The sequence below is a fragment of the Pedobacter sp. AK013 genome, from assembly GCF_014205835.1.
Lineage (GTDB): Bacteria > Bacteroidota > Bacteroidia > Sphingobacteriales > Sphingobacteriaceae > Pedobacter.
The window spans coordinates 21235-37233 of the sequence record NZ_JACHCQ010000026.1 but is presented as its reverse complement, the minus strand read 5'-3'; the positions used below and the strand labels follow the sequence as shown (position 1 = coordinate 37233).

At 38.3% G+C, this 15999-nt stretch carries 15 protein-coding genes; 9 read left to right on the top strand and 6 right to left on the bottom strand.

Going from position 1 to position 15999, the window contains the following annotated elements; genetic code table 11:
- The first annotated feature begins 87 nt into the window (after positions 1–87).
- The gene (locus HDC90_RS17090) at positions 88–273 is read left to right on the top strand and encodes a hypothetical protein (RefSeq protein ID WP_132395471.1); all 186 of its coding nucleotides are present in this window, start codon (positions 88–90) and stop codon (positions 271–273) included.
- A gap of 127 nt (positions 274–400) precedes the next feature.
- Here HDC90_RS17090 and HDC90_RS17085 read toward each other — a convergent pair whose 3' ends face one another.
- The 3 genes from HDC90_RS17085 to HDC90_RS17075 all read right to left on the bottom strand — a co-directional run bounded on the left by HDC90_RS17085 (position 401) and on the right by HDC90_RS17075 (position 2594).
- Positions 401–583 carry a hypothetical protein gene (locus HDC90_RS17085; protein ID WP_184468524.1) on the bottom strand — a complete coding sequence of 61 codons (183 nt, stop codon included), beginning with the start codon at positions 581–583 and terminating at the stop codon, positions 401–403.
- Between the two features lie 175 nt (positions 584–758).
- Entirely contained in the window at positions 759–1856 is a 1098-nt protein-coding gene (locus tag HDC90_RS17080; protein WP_184468522.1) for a CapA family protein, read from the bottom strand.
- 180 nt (positions 1857–2036) lie between these two features.
- A complete protein-coding gene (locus HDC90_RS17075) occupies positions 2037–2594 on the bottom strand; it encodes a C40 family peptidase (RefSeq protein ID WP_184468520.1) in 558 nt (185 codons plus the stop codon).
- A gap of 494 nt (positions 2595–3088) precedes the next feature.
- Between HDC90_RS17075 and pdhA the strand changes: the two genes are divergently transcribed.
- The 8 genes from pdhA to HDC90_RS17035 all read left to right on the top strand — a co-directional run bounded on the left by pdhA (position 3089) and on the right by HDC90_RS17035 (position 11852).
- Entirely contained in the window at positions 3089–4084 is a 996-nt protein-coding gene (gene pdhA, locus HDC90_RS17070) for a pyruvate dehydrogenase (acetyl-transferring) E1 component subunit alpha (RefSeq protein WP_184468518.1), read from the top strand.
- 30 nt (positions 4085–4114) lie between these two features.
- A complete protein-coding gene (locus HDC90_RS17065; protein ID WP_184468516.1) occupies positions 4115–5764 on the top strand; it encodes a pyruvate dehydrogenase complex dihydrolipoamide acetyltransferase in 1650 nt (549 codons plus the stop codon).
- A 163-nt stretch (positions 5765–5927) separates the two neighbouring features.
- Positions 5928–7706: a DUF885 family protein gene (locus HDC90_RS17060; RefSeq protein WP_184468514.1), complete on the top strand. Its 1779-nt coding sequence runs from the start codon at positions 5928–5930 to the stop codon at positions 7704–7706.
- Between the two features lie 200 nt (positions 7707–7906).
- Positions 7907–8458 (top strand): cupin domain-containing protein, encoded by a 552-nt coding sequence (locus HDC90_RS17055; protein ID WP_184468511.1) that lies wholly within the window; start codon positions 7907–7909, stop codon positions 8456–8458.
- A gap of 68 nt (positions 8459–8526) precedes the next feature.
- The gene (locus HDC90_RS17050) at positions 8527–9756 is read left to right on the top strand and encodes a serine hydrolase (protein ID WP_184468509.1); all 1230 of its coding nucleotides are present in this window, start codon (positions 8527–8529) and stop codon (positions 9754–9756) included.
- Between the two features lie 6 nt (positions 9757–9762).
- On the top strand, positions 9763–10746 hold the full coding sequence (locus HDC90_RS17045) for a hypothetical protein (protein WP_184468507.1): 984 nt from the start codon (positions 9763–9765) through the stop codon (positions 10744–10746).
- Positions 10747–10769: 23 nt separating this feature from the next.
- The gene (locus tag HDC90_RS17040) at positions 10770–11075 is read left to right on the top strand and encodes a YbaB/EbfC family nucleoid-associated protein (RefSeq protein WP_167295672.1); all 306 of its coding nucleotides are present in this window, start codon (positions 10770–10772) and stop codon (positions 11073–11075) included.
- A 99-nt stretch (positions 11076–11174) separates the two neighbouring features.
- Entirely contained in the window at positions 11175–11852 is a 678-nt protein-coding gene (locus HDC90_RS17035; protein ID WP_184468505.1) for a metal-dependent hydrolase, read from the top strand.
- Between the two features lie 77 nt (positions 11853–11929).
- Here HDC90_RS17035 and HDC90_RS17030 read toward each other — a convergent pair whose 3' ends face one another.
- The 3 genes from HDC90_RS17030 to HDC90_RS17020 form a co-directional block, all read right to left on the bottom strand.
- Positions 11930–12271 (bottom strand): hypothetical protein, encoded by a 342-nt coding sequence (locus HDC90_RS17030; protein ID WP_184468503.1) that lies wholly within the window; start codon positions 12269–12271, stop codon positions 11930–11932.
- A gap of 94 nt (positions 12272–12365) precedes the next feature.
- Positions 12366–15170: a DNA polymerase I gene (polA, locus tag HDC90_RS17025; RefSeq protein WP_184468501.1), complete on the bottom strand. Its 2805-nt coding sequence runs from the start codon at positions 15168–15170 to the stop codon at positions 12366–12368.
- Positions 15171–15268: 98 nt separating this feature from the next.
- Positions 15269–15967, bottom strand: coding sequence for a CPBP family intramembrane glutamic endopeptidase (locus HDC90_RS17020; protein WP_184468499.1), 699 nt, complete (start codon positions 15965–15967; stop codon positions 15269–15271).
- Positions 15968–15999: the final 32 nt, after the last annotated feature.

Sequence of the window (15999 nt, the reverse complement as noted above, 5' to 3'; positions counted from 1 at the left end):
CCCATCCAGTTAATGAGATGGGCTGCTTTTTTGGTTTAAAACAAAAGCGAGAATATTTTGTCTATATTTTATAAAAAAGACAACCACATGAACGTAAAACGCACTTTCGGAACGATATTAACCATATTGGGGATTATCGGTTTAATTTATGCCGGGTACGGTTTTGTAAACCATAGTCAAAACACAAGGGGATTGATGGTTTACGGCATCATCGGGCTTATATTTTTTGTATCAGGAATTGGCCTGGTGAAGAATACGAAGGACGAGAGCTAAACCAGGCTTTTCTCCTAAATTTTTTAGATAGCAGAAAAAGTACAACACCAGCTCCTATGGCGAGACGAAGGTAAATACCCTTTTAAAATTTTCACCCTTTGTTGCCTGGAGAATAATTGCCGTTATACTATTGCTTCTTTTTTTGTTTAATGATCTGGTATTGGCTAAAAGCAACCAGGCAACCTGCCAGGATAATAATTCCTGCAGATAATAAGTTATCAGGATTTCGGTTGATGTAGTAGGCTGCTGCCAATACTAAAATTGCAGCTGCAATACCTATGATATAATGAAGTATTAGTCCTTTTTTCATCCGTATATAATTATTTTAAAGTTGATGAAACGATCAGCTTTTTCAGCCAATGTGAAGTTTTAACGGTGCTCAAGAAAGCTCGAGCCGTTTATGCAGATCACTGTGTGGTTTGAAAAACATGATGGTTTCATACCACAAATATTCTGAAATAAATTGAGATTGATGTCGTAGAAGATTAATCTTTTAAACTGATTCTGTTATCAGCAAATTTCAAGTTATGGCCAATAAAATCAGCATCTGTTAGTTCTCTGATCCGTTTAAAAGCGCCATGATTAACATCCAAGGTTAAACGGTTAATTTTATCCTGCTTAACTGATGTAATATCCGCATATAGAAAATCGCCTTTCGCATTTATTTTTAGCTGAAGTAAAGGCGCAATACCGTTATTACCATTTAAGCTGAACATCCCATAGGTACAAAAATTGCCCAAACTGTAAGCGATGAATTTATTTTTATAAACTTCAACAGCTCTTGTTACATGCGGACCATGCCCCAGCACCACATCGGCACCGGCATCGATAACTGCATGTGCAAAGGCATAAACATTGCCCCTGTTCTCTTTATAAAAAATCTCGTTTTTGCGGGGAACATGCTCAAACCTTGCACCTTCACCTCCACCATGAAAAGAAACAATCACAATATCGGCCAATAATTTTAAACGGGCTACTAAAGCCTTTGCACTGTCAATCTTATTAATAGACACTGTATTCTCATTCGGGGCAAAAGCGCAGAACGCATACTTTACACTGTCTTTTTCAAAAACTTCAAAAGGTTTGTTTACCTGCCCGGCGTAATGGATTTGTAGCGAATCTAAAATCCTTGCTGTATTTTTCCTCCCTTTAGCATCAAAATCGCCAACATGGTTATTGGCAATGCTTAAAACATTAAATCCTGCCTCCTTGTATATCCCGGCATAACGCTCTGGCATTCTAAAAGCATAACAGTTGTTCGGATTAATGCCGTTACATTTGTTCGAATTGCCTGAGTTCAGGAAGCAACCCTCTAAGTTTCCAAAAACAATATCTCCTTTTAATAAACTATCAACCGCACGAAAGCTGTTTACCGCATCATCGGGCGGCAGGTTTGTTTTAGATGGGAAAGCGGAGCCGAGCATAATATCGCCTACAGCAGTAATGGATATCGTATCCTTTATTTTTCTAATCACCGTGTCTTGTTTTGTTACAGGAACAGTAACCTGTGCATTATTGCTCGTGCAACTAATTAAAACAATTAGGATAAAAGGTAAGATTAGGATGGTATTGATGAACTTCATTAGGCATTTATTGTAGTCGTCATTTCGAATGGAACGTGGAGAGCTATCTTGACTACGTTTCACTCCGCTCGAAATGACGGATTGGAGTTGTGTTAAACAAAAAATCCTCCGAAAATTTCTTTAGGAGGATTCTATATTTTTAATTAACGGTTAACTGAAAATCGTCAACTGTTAACTGATTTATTCTACAGTGAATTCTTTCTTAAACGATTCTAAAACACGACCACCCTTATAAAAATAACGGCTGTAATAAGGTTCGTTGAGGTTGCTGATTACCACACCACGAGAACTTGATGCATGTGCAAATCTATTATCGCCCAGGTAAATACCAACATGTGAAATACTTCTGCTTTTAATCTTGAAGAAAACCAAATCGCCCTCTTTTAAATCTTCTTTTGATAACGGATCTACCATGCTGAAAATATCGCGCGAATTTCTTCTAATGGTGGTGTTGAAAACTTTATCGTAAATCGCTTTGGTGAAAGCCGAACAATCGATGCCTCTTTTGGTGTTTCCACCATAACTATAAGGAGTTCCGATCCATTCGTAAATAAACTTGTATAGTTTTAAATTCGAAGTTGCATCTACCGCAACGCCCATAACCTGCGAAAAATATTGGGATGCAAGGTTATCAGGATCATTTAATTCTTTACCAGATTCTTTTGTTTTTGTTTGCGCAAATGCGGCTGAGAGCGTGCAAATAGCAATTAGAGAAGAAAACAAAATTTTTTTAATCATGTTATACAGTTATGTTTGGGTATTCACTTACACATTAACGTACACCACATGGGCTTATTGTTGGTTGTCAAAAGTATTGATTATACAAATGTTATCCAAATGTAATGTTATAAAAACTGAAAGTTATTAACATTTTTGTTTTTCACCCATCATTTTTGTTTATAAACGCCGCCTACAAATTATCTTTTTTAAAAAAATGATTTAATTCAATATTCTAAACAGGAATAAATTTGCATTATTTTAAATTATGGAAACAAGCACTTATACAGAATTAAATTTTAGAATAAATTGATTCCATATTATGATAAAGGGTGTTGATTTAATTATAAAAAATCGCTGTTAAACCGACATCAGTAACCCAGGTTTATATTTAATTGTAAAACAACTGTTAAATCTGATTAGAACCCTAATACTATGATGTTTTTACACTAAAAAGTGCCAAAAATTACAATAAAAAAATTAGATTTGCTGTCGCAAAAAACAAATACCCTAAAATGAGTGCAGTAGAAATAAATAAAGATACCTGGTTAAAGTGGTTCGAGTCGATGTTGCTGATGCGCAAATTCGAAGAAAAAACTGGCCAGTTATACGGACAACAAAAAATACGTGGCTTTTGTCATTTATACATTGGACAAGAAGCTGTAGTTGCAGGTGCAATATCTGCAATGCAAAAAGGTGATTCAATGATTACAACATACCGTGATCATGCTCACGCCTTAGCTTTAGGAGTTAGTGCTGATAGTATTATGGCAGAAATGTACGGTAAAGCTACAGGATGCTCTAAAGGTAAAGGTGGTTCAATGCACATGTTCAGTAAAGAGCATAACTTCTATGGTGGTCATGCAATCGTTGGCGGTCAGATTCCATTAGGTGCTGGCGTTGCTTTTGCAGAAAAATACAAAGGAACTGACAATGTTAATATTTGCTATATGGGCGATGGTGCTGTGCGCCAGGGCGCATTAAACGAAACTTTTAACATGGCGATGTTGTGGAAATTACCTGTTGTTTTTGTTTGCGAAAACAATGGTTATGCAATGGGTACATCAGTACAACGTACCACCAACATGACTGATATTTATAAAATAGGTTTAGGTTTCGATATGCCATGTGCACCTGTTGACGGTATGGATCCGGTTGCCGTGCACAATGCAATGGACGAAGCGATTCAACGTGCACGTAAAGGCGAGGGACCTACTTTCTTAGAAATGAGAACTTACCGTTACCGCGGTCACTCAATGTCAGATCCGGCAAAATACCGTACCAAAGAAGAATTAGAAGATTATAAAGCAAAAGATCCGGTTGAGCACGCAAGAGAAACTATTCTTAAAGAAAAGTATGCAGATCAGGCCTGGATTGAAGAAGTAGAAGCTAAAGTAAAAGCAATTGTAGATCAAGCAGTAAAATTTGCTGAAGAATCTCCTTGGCCTGATGCATCTGAATTATACAAAGATGTATATATGCAACAGGACTACCCTTACGTAATGGACTAATATTAATAAGATTTCAATTAATTAGATATAATGGCTGATGTAATTAAAATGCCTAAAATGAGCGACACCATGACCGAAGGGGTTTTGGCAAAGTGGCACAAAAAAGTGGGCGATAAAGTGAAAAGCGGCGATGTTTTGGCAGAAGTAGAAACTGACAAAGCAACAATGGATATGGAATCTTATTGGGATGGTACACTTTTATACGTTGGTGTAGAAGAAGGAACAGCTGTTCCTGTTGATGCTATCATGGCCGTTATTGGTAAAGAAGGCGAAGATTATAAAGCAGCATTGGAGGCAGAAAAAGGTGCAGCGGCTCCAAAAGCCGAAAATACCGATGCTCCACAGGCTGAAGATAAAAAAGAAGAGGCAGCACCTGCTCAGGGTGGTGACTTAAGCGAAGAAGAATTAGCAGCAAAAGGTGTTACGGTTATCCGCATGCCTTTGTTAAGCGATACCATGACTGAAGGCGTAATTGCCGAATGGCATAAAAAAGTTGGCGATAAAGTAAAAGACGACGATGTTCTTGCCGATGTAGAAACCGATAAGGCTACTATGGAAGTAATGGGCTACGCAACCGGAACTTTATTGCATATCGGTGTAGAGAAAGGTGCTGCTGCAAAAGTGAACGGAATTATTGCTATCGTTGGTCCAGAAGGAACTGATGTTAGCGGAATTTTAGCTGGAGGAGCTGAAAGTCCAAAGGCGAAAGACCAAAGCGAAGCGCCTAAAGAAGAAAAACAAGCTACAAGCGCATCTGCTCCGGTTGCAGAAAGTTCTTCAGATAGCCGTGTTAAAGCATCTCCTTTGGCTAAGAAAATTGCCAAAGATAAAGGTATTGATTTATCGCAGGTTGCAGGTAGTGCAGAGGGTGGCCGTATCATTAAAAAAGATATCGAAAACTTTAAACCAGCTGCTGCTCCGGCAAAAGCAGAATCTGCAGCTCCAACTGCTGAAAAAGCTGCTGCACCAGCACCAGTTATTCCTCAATATGTTGGCGAAGTTAAATTTACAGAAGCCCCGGTTTCGCAAATGCGTAAAGTAATTGCAAAACGTTTAGCAGAAAGTTTATTCACTGCACCACATTTCTATTTAACCATTAGTATTGATATGGACAATGCAATAGCTGCTCGTACGGCTATTAACGCAGTTGCCCCTGTTAAGGTTTCTTTCAACGATATCGTAATTAAAGCGGTTGCCGTTGCCTTGAAAAAACACCCTGCTGTTAATTCATCATGGGGTGGCGATAAAATCAGGTTTAACGAACACACCAACATTGGTGTAGCTATCGCCGTTGAAGATGGCTTATTGGTACCAGTAGTACGTTTCGCTGATGGTAAATCTCTATCACACATCTCTGCAGAAGTAAAAGATTTTGGCGGTAAAGCAAAAGCTAAAAAATTACAGCCAGCAGATTGGGAGGGTTCTACTTTCACTGTTTCTAACTTAGGTATGTTTGGTATTGACGAATTTACTTCAATTATCAACTCTCCTGATGGTGCAATTTTATCAGTAGGCGCAATACAGCAAGTTCCGGTGGTTAAAAACGGCGCTGTTGTTCCTGGTAATGTAATGAAATTAACTTTAGGTTGCGATCACCGTGTGGTTGATGGCGCAACCGGAGCACAATTCTTACAAACATTAAAAGGTTTATTAGAAGAGCCGATCAGACTATTAGCTTAATACGTATTGTCATCCTGTTCAAAGGACACCTACGGAGCGCTTGTTGAAGGATCTCATTATAAAAATTAAAGCCATCCTTAAGGATGGCTTTTTTGCATTTAAGGCTTTTAGCAAATGGCCACTTAATTTGCTATTTTTGATTAAAGACCTTAAATCTAAACAAATGAAAAAAACACTTCTTTTTGCTGCCTGCATTACTGCAATGCTTTCCTGTAAGCAAAAAAACAGTTCTGATAATGGCACAGAAAACAAAACCTTTGCGGCCCTTTGTGAACAATATTATCAGGATGGATTAAAAATAAACCCATTAAGCGCCACCTATATCGGAGATGAACGTTATAACGATCTTTTGGCCAATGATGGATCGCAAGCCTATTTAAAAGCGTTTAAAAGCTACAATCAGCGTTATCTGGATAGCTTGGGAAAATATGACCGCGAAAGCCTTGGCGCAAACGACAAATTATCGTATGACTACCTAAAAGATCAACTGGAAATTAATCTGGAAGGATTAAAATATCATTCCGAATACCTGCCTTTTAACCAGATGTTTGCTTTGCCCCTAACCATTGGGCAATTTGGCTCTGGAACGGGGATCCAGCCTTTTAAAACGGTAAAAAACTACGAAGACTGGCTAAAACGTGTTGATGCATTTGCGATATGGGCCGATACCGCCATTGGTAATTTTAAAAAAGGTGTGGCAGCAGGTATTGTACTGCCAAAAGCATTGGTGGTTAAGATGATCCCTCAGATGCAGAGTATGGTTGTGGCTACACCCGAGCAAAGTTTATTTTACGGACCGATAAAATTAATGCCTTCAAGTTTTTCAGCCGCTGATAAGCAAAAGTTAACGGAAGCTTATCGCAATTCGATTACTAAAGTAATTATCCCAACCTATAAAAAATTGGGCGATTACCTGCAGAACGAATACCTGCCAAAAACAAGAACTACCTCGGGTTATTCTGCCATGCCAGGTGGCTTGGCCTGGTACACTTATCTGGTTAAACAACAAACTACCACCAACAAAACACCTGAAGAGATCTATCAAACAGGCTTAAAAGAAGTTGCCAGGATTAAAGGCCAAATGGACAGCATTAAAAATCTGGTTGGCTTTAAGGGCGATTTAAAGGCTTTTTTCGAATACATGAAAACAGATAAAAAATTCATGCCTTATAAAACACCAAAAGAAGTGTTAGCGGCCTTTGAAAATATCCATCAGCGCATGAAACCCAATTTGAAAAAGATGTTTGATGTAGAGCCTAAAACACCTTTCGAAATCCGCCAAACCGAAGCTTTCAGAGCAGCATCGGCAAGTGCAGAATACAATCCGGGTTCTGCCGATGGATCACGTCCAGGCATCTTTTATGTGCCAATTTTAGATGCCAAAACATTTAACACCACCTCAGGAATGGAATCTCTTTTCTTGCATGAAGCAATACCCGGTCACCATTACCAGATTTCTTTAACCCAAGAAAATAAATCGCTACCTAATTTCCGCCGCTTTGGCGGGCATAATGCTTATGTAGAAGGTTGGGCCTTATATTGCGAATCGTTGGGTAAAGAATTAGGCTTATATCAGGATCCTTATCAGCACATGGGTGCATTGGGTGATGAAATGCATAGAGCCATCCGTTTGGTGGTTGATGTGGCCATCCACACCAAAAACATGAGCAGAGAAGAGGCTATAAAATACATGACAGATAACGAAGCCATTAGTACCGAAGGTGCAACGGCAGAAATTGAACGTTATATGGGTATACCTGCGCAGGCTTTGGGCTATAAAACAGGCGCAATGAAAATAAGGGAATTGAGAACCAAATATGAGAAAGCATTAGGTCCGAAGTTTAAATTGGCAGCTTTTCATACTGCAGTTTTGAAAGATGGATCTTTCCCCTTATCTGTTTTTGAAGCTAAGATGGATACCTGGGCAGAAAGCCAGAAATAGAACTATTCGTCATTGCGAGGAGGAACGACGAAGCGATCTTTTACTACTGCTATTCGCGATCGCGTAAAGATTGCTTCGTCGGCTGAAAAAGCCTTCTCGCAATGACGACCACTTCTATACAAAATATAAATCCGCAGGAAACCATCCAAATCTTTAAACCCTTTGCCAATTACTTTGTTAATTATTAAAACACCCAAATCATGGACAAAGAAAAATTAATTCAAGAAGCTTATCTGGTTGCACATAAAATAGAGGAGAATGGCAATTTCCCAAATAACCCTAATTTACCTTTAATGATTTACAAAGGCACATTCAGGTTGCATCCTGATGATACTGAAGACGTGATCAAAAGGGTTTTCGCACAGAACGGATACACCAATGCCTGGGTGGATGGCATCTTTGATTATCACCATTACCATAGCAATACTCATGAAGTAATGGGCGTATTTTGTGGCAAAGCCGATGTGCAGTTTGGAGGCGATCATGGGGTTTGTATAGAGTTGGATAAAGGTGATGTAATTATCATTCCTGCAGGTGTAGCGCATAAAAAACTGAATTCGACCGGCGACTTCACTGTTGTTGGTGCATACCCGAATGGCTCAGATTATGACATTAAATATGGCAAAGCAGAGGAGCGGCTTGAAGCAGACGAAACCATAGCTAAAGTGAAAAATCCAGACAGCGACCCCGTTTATGGAAGTAAAGGTCATTTATTTGAATGCTGGTACAACCAAAATTGCGAAAATGTGTAAAACTCTTTCGTTTTAACCGTCTAAAATTCTTTAATTTTCGGGTTTTAAATACACTACTCCCAATATAAATGAATTTTCGATATATATGTTCAGCATTAGCCCTCTCTGCAACTTTATTAACCGCTTGCTCAAGCAAAAAATCTGAAGAGAAAAAGGCGGCTGAAAAAAAAATCCGCACTAAAGAAGACGACAAAGCAGATAGCCTGTTACTGGTTTATAACCCACAAAAAGGCGATAAATGGATAGCTGATTTTGTAGATAACCTACACCGGAAATTCGGTTTCAATGGAAACATGCTGGTAGCCAAAGATGGAAAAATTCTTTACGAAAAAGCCATAGGTTGGGCCGATTACCTGCACCGTGACAGTTTAACCATCAATTCAGAATTTGAGCTGGCCTCAATTACCAAAACTTTTACCGGTACAGCCATTATGCAATTGGTAGAGGCAGGGAAACTTTCATTGAACGATAATGTTAAAAAATTCTACCCTAATTTCCCATATGAAGGCATAACGGTGAAACTGTTACTTTCTCACCGAAGTGGCATGATGAACTATGTTTATTTCATTGATGATATCTGGCGTAAGGAAAAACGCAATATGAAAAAAGGGGTAACCAACCAGGAAGTAATGAATGTTATTGCCGAGCGGAAGCCAAACCCATACACTAAACCAGATAACCGTTTTCACTATAACAACTCAAACTTTATGGTTTTGGGGGCTATTATAGAAAAGGTTACCGGACAGCGTTATTCACAGTATATGATGGAGCATGTGTTTAAACCTGCCGGATTAAAACATACACATGTATATAGCACCACCGAGTATGAAAAAATTCCTGTTGATGTGGTTGGTCATGACCGTACCTGGAGATATTCTGTTGCCCAGAATTTTTTAGACGGGCCAGTTGGAGATAAGGGCATTTACAGTACGGTACACGATTTAGTATTATTTGATAAATACCTGAAAAATGGGCGATTATTAACTAAAAAAAGCCTAGATTCAGCATACGTAGGTCGTAATAAGCCCGTAAATGGTCACTTTAACTATGGTTATGGTTGGAGGATGTTCGATGGAGAAAAGATGGACAAAGTAGTTTACCATACAGGTTGGTGGCATGGTTTTCGCCATATTTATGTGAGGGATTTAGATAAAAATATTGTGATTATATTTTTAGGTAACCTTACTAATGGAAGTTTGATGCATCTTGACGAACTTTATAAACACTTCAATATGCCTATTATCCGTAAAGGTGCCTACCATGGCAACGGAAGTTTGCCTGGTTCAGACGAAGATTAATTTTTTATGGCAAAAACTAAATGGATTATAGAACCAAGTGCGTTAACCAACTATCCTAAAAGAAATTTAAGGATAGTTGGTGTTATTTTCTTTGTGCTGATTGCGGCCTTTATTTTCTTTTTATCGAGATCAGTGCAAGGTTATTCTACTGGCTTTACCTTAGGATATTACGGCTTCCTTTTATTGATTCCATTAATGCTGATTTTTATTGCCGAAACAAAAGTAATTTTTGATGGGAACAATAGAATTTTATATAAAAAGATTGCGTTTTTGCCAACCGGATCAATTCCTTTTGATGATATCGCTTCAGTAGAACCATACGAAGTACTAGGAAGCGGTTTTAATTATAAACTGTTCAAAAAAAGTAACAGGCATGGCAAAGGCTTAATTGTTTCTTCCGGATACAGCAAAGCCACTAATGCCAACCTGATTGCTTTTCAGCAAGAGGTATTACCCAAGATTGATGAGCTGGTTTTTGCCAATGTACCTGTAATTCCCAAACAGACCATTTACGATTTTAGATTTTTCAGAGAAGAAAGTGGTGTTTACCTGTTGCGGGATAATAAGATAGGAAACCTTATTGTTGGATTGATTTTGATCGGTGCTACTGTAGCCATATTGTTTAGTCCAGATTTTTTATCAAAAGAAGGGTCTTTTCAAAAAATACTCTTAACCTATTTTCCCGCAGCAATCGGTTTAGCGCTTCTTTTTGCAGCAACCTCTAACTTCCGCTTTGATAAAAGCCAAAAAAAAATTATCCGTTCTACTTTTGCTGGCCGTTTTAAAAAAGAATATCCTTTTGATGATCTGATCCGTTTTCAGGTTATCCGTAAAACAACCAATCTTATTTATTCGGGTACCGAAGTTAGGGCAGAGATTTTATTACCTGCCAAAAACAAAACAATCACTTTAAACCTTAAAAGTTTTATAGGCACTAAAAAGATTGAGCGCTTCCTTGATGAGGCCAATACGATTTTAGGCCGGATTTAGTTTTATTATTAAACAAAACGATTATGTTCGATAAATTATTTGCGGCTCAACAAAAAGCCGAAGAAATTAAAAAACGTTTGGATACTATCTCGGTATTTGGCGAAGTTGAAAATGGCGCAATAAAAATTACTGCTACCGCCAACAAAGCCATTACCGGAGTTTCTATTGATGAAGAGTTTTTGAAAAATGCCGATAAGGAAGAATTAGAAGAACTTTTGTTAACGGCTATTAACAAAGCGATGGCAAGCGCCGAGCAAGTTAGTGCAGCCGAAATGCAGGCATCGGCACAAGATATGCTAGGTGGGTTAGGCGGTATGTTTGGCCAATAAAAACCATTAGAAGACTCAACTGTTATACTTAAAACAATCAGTCTTAATACTCAATTCTCAGATCTTGCTACTTGTTATTCAAATCTAGATACTATTATTATGAAATATACTTATTACGGCCAATCATGTTTCTTACTGGAAGCAGCTGGTAAAAAATTACTATTCGATCCGTTTATATCGCACAATCCCCTGGCTAAAAATATAGATATTAAAGCCATTGAGGCCGATTACATATTGGTAAGTCATGGTCACGGGGATCATGTGGCCGATCTTGTACCCCTGGCAAAACAAACTCAGGCTACGGTTATAGCCATACCAGAAATTATTGATTGGGTTTCGAAACAGGGGGTAGAAAAAGTGCATGGAATGAATTTCGGTAAATTTACTTTTGATTGGGGAACTGTACGCATGGTACCAGCTACACATTCATCAGGTTTCCCAGATGGAAGTTACGGTGGAAATCCTGCTGGTTTTGTACTTGAAGTAGGCGGTAAACAGATTTATTTTGCAGGCGATACGGGATTAACCATCGAGATGAAAGTTTTGGCTGATATTTACAATCTGGATTATGCCATCTTACCCATTGGCGGGAATTACACCATGGATGTTGATGATGCTTTGATTGCGACTAAATATTTCGACTGTGACAATGTAATTGGTGTGCACTACAATACTTTCCCGGTAATTGAAATTGATACACAGGCTGCGTTAGATAAATTTAAACGCGAAAATAAAACCTTATTGTTGCCAAAAATTGGGGAAACGATAAGTTTATAATTTTCAACAGGTCGCCATTAAAACAAAAAAGGGCCTCTAATTTTCATTAGAGACCCTTTCAAATTATAAACCTGAACCTAATTCTTTTTAGCAGCAGCTTTATTTGCTTTATAGCGCATATCTGCTGTACCGTCTTTTTTAGTTGGACCAGCAACTTTAGTTACCGCTTTTGCTTTATTTTCTTTAAAACGCATATCTGGCGTGCCATCTGCTTTTACCTTGGCAGCTGTAGTAGTTGTTTTAGTTTCTACTTTTTTAGCTTCCATTTTAGCACCTGCTTTTACTGGAGCAGTAGTTGTTTTTACTTCTTTCTTAACAACTGTTTTAGCTTTAGCTGCAGGAGCAGTAGCTGGTGTTTGAGCAAATGCAGTTGTTAAACCAAATGCTGCGATTGCGATTAAACTCAATAACTTTTTCATGTTTTTTCGATTTTTGTTTTACTCGTTTATTTGTTGATATAAAATTGATTAATCGGGATGAAGTTTTTATGAAGATAACAAATATTTTTATTTTTTAATGTGCAGCCAACCAATTATCCCCTTCACCAATTTCTACAACAATAGGCACAGTTAATTTAATGGCATTGGCCATTTTATCCTGAATAATTGCTTTCATGGCTTCTTTTTCAGATTTCAGCACATCAAATACTAGCTCATCATGCACCTGCATCGTCATGGTTGATTGCAAATTCTGCACTTTCATTTCTTTATGGATATTAATCATTGCAATCTTGATCATATCGGCCGCAGAGCCCTGTATAGGCGCATTAATGGCATTCCGTTCTGCAAAACCTCTTACCGTTTGGTTGGCTGAGTTAATGTCTCTTAAATAACGTCTTCTACCCATTATGGTTTCTACAAACCCATTCTCACGCGCAAAATTCATGGTATCACTCATGTAACGTTTAATGCCGGGATATTGCGCAAAGTATTGTTCAATAATCTCAGCTGCCTCTTTACGCGGAATGCCTAAGTTCTGAGATAAGCCAAAGGCAGATTGACCATAAATGATTCCGAAGTTAACCGCTTTGGCATTTCTGCGCTGCGTTCCGTCCACTTCTTCGATACTTACACCATATACTTTAGCCGCTGTTGCGGTGTGGATATCGATCCCTTTGTTAAAAGCATCGAGCATGTTCTCTTCTTTACTTATTTCGGCAATAATGCGCAATTCTATCTGCGAATAATCGGCTGATAACAAAATGTGGTTTTCATCTCTTGCAATAAAGGCTTTGCGTACTTCTCTTCCGCGCTCGGTACGGATCGGGATATTCTGTAAATTTGGATTGTTAGAACTTAATCTTCCTGTTGCAGCGACAGCCTGATTGTAGGACGTATGCACCCTGCCCGTTTTAGGGTTAACCATTAACGGTAATGCATCTACATAGGTTGATCTAAGTTTCTGCAACTGGCGGAAATCTAAAATATCCTGTACAATATCACTCTTACTGGCTAATGCCAACAAAACATCTTCGCCAGTCTGATATTGACCTGTTTTAGTCTTTTTAGCTTTCGGATCGAGCTGAAGTTTATCAAATAAAACCTCTCCTAATTGTTTTGGCGAAGCCAGGTTAAATTTAACTCCTGCTTTATCGTAAACATTCTGCTCAAACTTAATAATTTCAGTTTCGAGCTCTTTAGAATAAGCTTTTAAGGTTTCGATATCGATACGAACACCTTCCTTTTCTATATCTGCCAAAACATAAACCAAAGGGTTCTCAATCTCTTCGGCTAGTTTGGCTGCATTTAATTCTTTTAATTTTGGCTCGAAGATATGTGCCAGTTGTAGTGTCACGTCTGCATCCTCGGCGGCATAATCTACCACATCAATTACCGGAACATCGCGCATGGTGCCCTGGTTTTTACCCTTTGCACCAATCAGTTTGGTAATCGAAATAGGAGAGTAACCGAGGTAGTTTTCTGATAATACGTCCATACCATGGCGGGTATCTGGATCGATCAGATAGTGGGCAAGCATGGTATCAAAAAGTTTTCCTTTTACTTCCACGCCATACCATTTCAGCACTAAAATGTCGTATTTGGTATTCTGACCAATTTTTTCGATTTCTTCATTTTCCAATACGATCTTAAATTCATCAACAATCGCCTGAGCTTCTACTCTGTCTGCCGGAACTGGGATATAATAACCTGTGCCAGGTTTTATTGAGAAAGATAGACCAACCAAATCGGCCATGTTTGCATCGGTACCTGTAGTTTCGGTATCAAATGAGATCCTTTTTTCGGCGAGCAATAATTTGATTAAATCGGCTCGTTGTTCAACGGTATCAACCAACTGATAATCATGTGCTGTATTTTCGATGGTTTTAGCCGGAAGCTTTTCTGCTGGTTCTTCTTCAAGTGTATTCGTATATTGAATGGCCTCCCCTGGCTGGTTACCGAATAAATCGGTCTGCGTACCTTCCTGAAAGCGTGCAGTAGTAACCGAAAATTCATCACCAAATACCCTGCGGCCCAAAGTCCTGAATTCTAACTCGGTAAACAAAGGTTCTAATAAATCGCGACTTGGATCACAAAGTTCGAGGCTAGCTTCATCCAGTTCTACAGGTACATCCAATAAAATCGTGGCCAGTTTTTTGGAAATGAGCCCTTGTTCTGCAAAATTTTCTACGTTCTCGCGCTGCTTACCTTTTAACTCGTGCGAGTTGGCAATAATGTTTTCCATCGAGCCATATTGCTTGATCAGCGCTTTGGCGGTTTTCTCGCCTATGCCCGGAATACCTGGGATATTATCTACGGCATCGCCCCATAAACCTAAGATATCGATCACCTGCAATACATTTTCGATTTCCCATTTAGCCAATACTTCTTTTACACCCAATATTTCCATATCGTTACCCATACGGGCAGGTTTGTAAATAAAAATATTTTCAGAAACCAATTGTGCAAAATCCTTATCTGGTGTCATACAGTAAACCTGGTAACCCTTTTGTTCCGCTTTTTTTGCCAGCGTACCAATAATATCATCGGCTTCGTAGCCATCAGAAGTAATTACGGGGATATTAAAACCAGTAATCAATTTAATCACATAAGGCATTGCTGCGGCCAGATCTTCGGGCATGGCCTGGCGCTGTGCTTTATAGGCTTCGAAGGTAGTGTGCCTTTCAGTAGGTGCTTCGGTATCGAAAACAACTGCTATATGTGTTGGTTTCTCTTTCTTCAAAACATCGAGCAAAGTATTGGTAAAGCCCATTACCGCCGAGGTATTGATTCCTGTTGAAGTAAAACGCGGATTTTTACTTAATGCAAAATGCGCCCTGTACATTAGCGCCATACCGTCGAGGAGAAAGAGTTTTTTCATGTTATGATTTCACTGATTAAATAATTACACCGATAAATAGATTTATCAGATGATAAAAGTAACCAAAGTTTAAGGTTTAGAAAAGATAAAACCCCAATTTAAGAGAAAAAGAACGTTAATAATATCATTATAAAATTAATGAGACTATGAAATAAGATGGCGTAGATTAAGCCATATTTAATACGGAGATATCCCAACGATAATCCACCAAAGAATTGTGAGATGACAAATATAATAAAGGCCGGGTCGCTAAGCGTTAAGTCTTTTATGTTGGTTAAATGGATTAAACCAAATATTATAGCTGAATAGTAAAACAGATATCCGAAAGATTGACGTCGGAAAACAATTCTTCTCCGGATATCCATTCTTTTAAAATGTCCTCGAACAACTAGCGCTACAAGAAGAAAAAAGATATAGACAGGCCAGGTAAGGTAGCTGCTATTAATAAAATAATTAGACATCAAACCAAGGGTAAAACATACAAAATAAATAGGGATATATTTTTTTGTTAGATGCCACCTGAATAAAGACTCTTCTAATAGCGGGGCTAAAATACACCCGATCAATAGCGCTGCCGGTAGGCCAAACTTTTTCAGGATATCGATTTTTTCTACATATTCATCGATAACTTTGAAATGTACGAGAATATAATAAATGCCCATCACTAAACCTGCAAATAATAGGTCAAGCAAAAGCAACCACAACACATCTCTCCAAAGAGATTTATTATCTTTACTGCGTTTTAAAAGTTTTGGTTTTTTTAAGAACTGCCAAAATGTAGAGAGCGTTTCAATCATTATTATTTTTGGAGATTATTTTTAAATAATTT

Coding starts and splice junctions, on each gene's coding strand:
- HDC90_RS17045 (WP_184468507.1), top strand. CDS start 9,763: ATGGCAAAAACTAAATGGATTATAGAACCAAGTGCGTTAACCAACTAT.
- polA (WP_184468501.1), bottom strand. CDS start 15,170: ATGAAAAAACTCTTTCTCCTCGACGGTATGGCGCTAATGTACAGGGCG.
- HDC90_RS17085 (WP_184468524.1), bottom strand. CDS start 583: ATGAAAAAAGGACTAATACTTCATTATATCATAGGTATTGCAGCTGCA.
- HDC90_RS17065 (WP_184468516.1), top strand. CDS start 4,115: ATGGCTGATGTAATTAAAATGCCTAAAATGAGCGACACCATGACCGAA.
- HDC90_RS17035 (WP_184468505.1), top strand. CDS start 11,175: ATGAAATATACTTATTACGGCCAATCATGTTTCTTACTGGAAGCAGCT.
- HDC90_RS17030 (WP_184468503.1), bottom strand. CDS start 12,271: ATGAAAAAGTTATTGAGTTTAATCGCAATCGCAGCATTTGGTTTAACA.
- HDC90_RS17055 (WP_184468511.1), top strand. CDS start 7,907: ATGGACAAAGAAAAATTAATTCAAGAAGCTTATCTGGTTGCACATAAA.
- HDC90_RS17050 (WP_184468509.1), top strand. CDS start 8,527: ATGAATTTTCGATATATATGTTCAGCATTAGCCCTCTCTGCAACTTTA.
- HDC90_RS17020 (WP_184468499.1), bottom strand. CDS start 15,967: ATGATTGAAACGCTCTCTACATTTTGGCAGTTCTTAAAAAAACCAAAA.
- HDC90_RS17075 (WP_184468520.1), bottom strand. CDS start 2,594: ATGATTAAAAAAATTTTGTTTTCTTCTCTAATTGCTATTTGCACGCTC.
- pdhA (WP_184468518.1), top strand. CDS start 3,089: ATGAGTGCAGTAGAAATAAATAAAGATACCTGGTTAAAGTGGTTCGAG.
- HDC90_RS17080 (WP_184468522.1), bottom strand. CDS start 1,856: ATGAAGTTCATCAATACCATCCTAATCTTACCTTTTATCCTAATTGTT.
- HDC90_RS17040 (WP_167295672.1), top strand. CDS start 10,770: ATGTTCGATAAATTATTTGCGGCTCAACAAAAAGCCGAAGAAATTAAA.
- HDC90_RS17060 (WP_184468514.1), top strand. CDS start 5,928: ATGAAAAAAACACTTCTTTTTGCTGCCTGCATTACTGCAATGCTTTCC.
- HDC90_RS17090 (WP_132395471.1), top strand. CDS start 88: ATGAACGTAAAACGCACTTTCGGAACGATATTAACCATATTGGGGATT.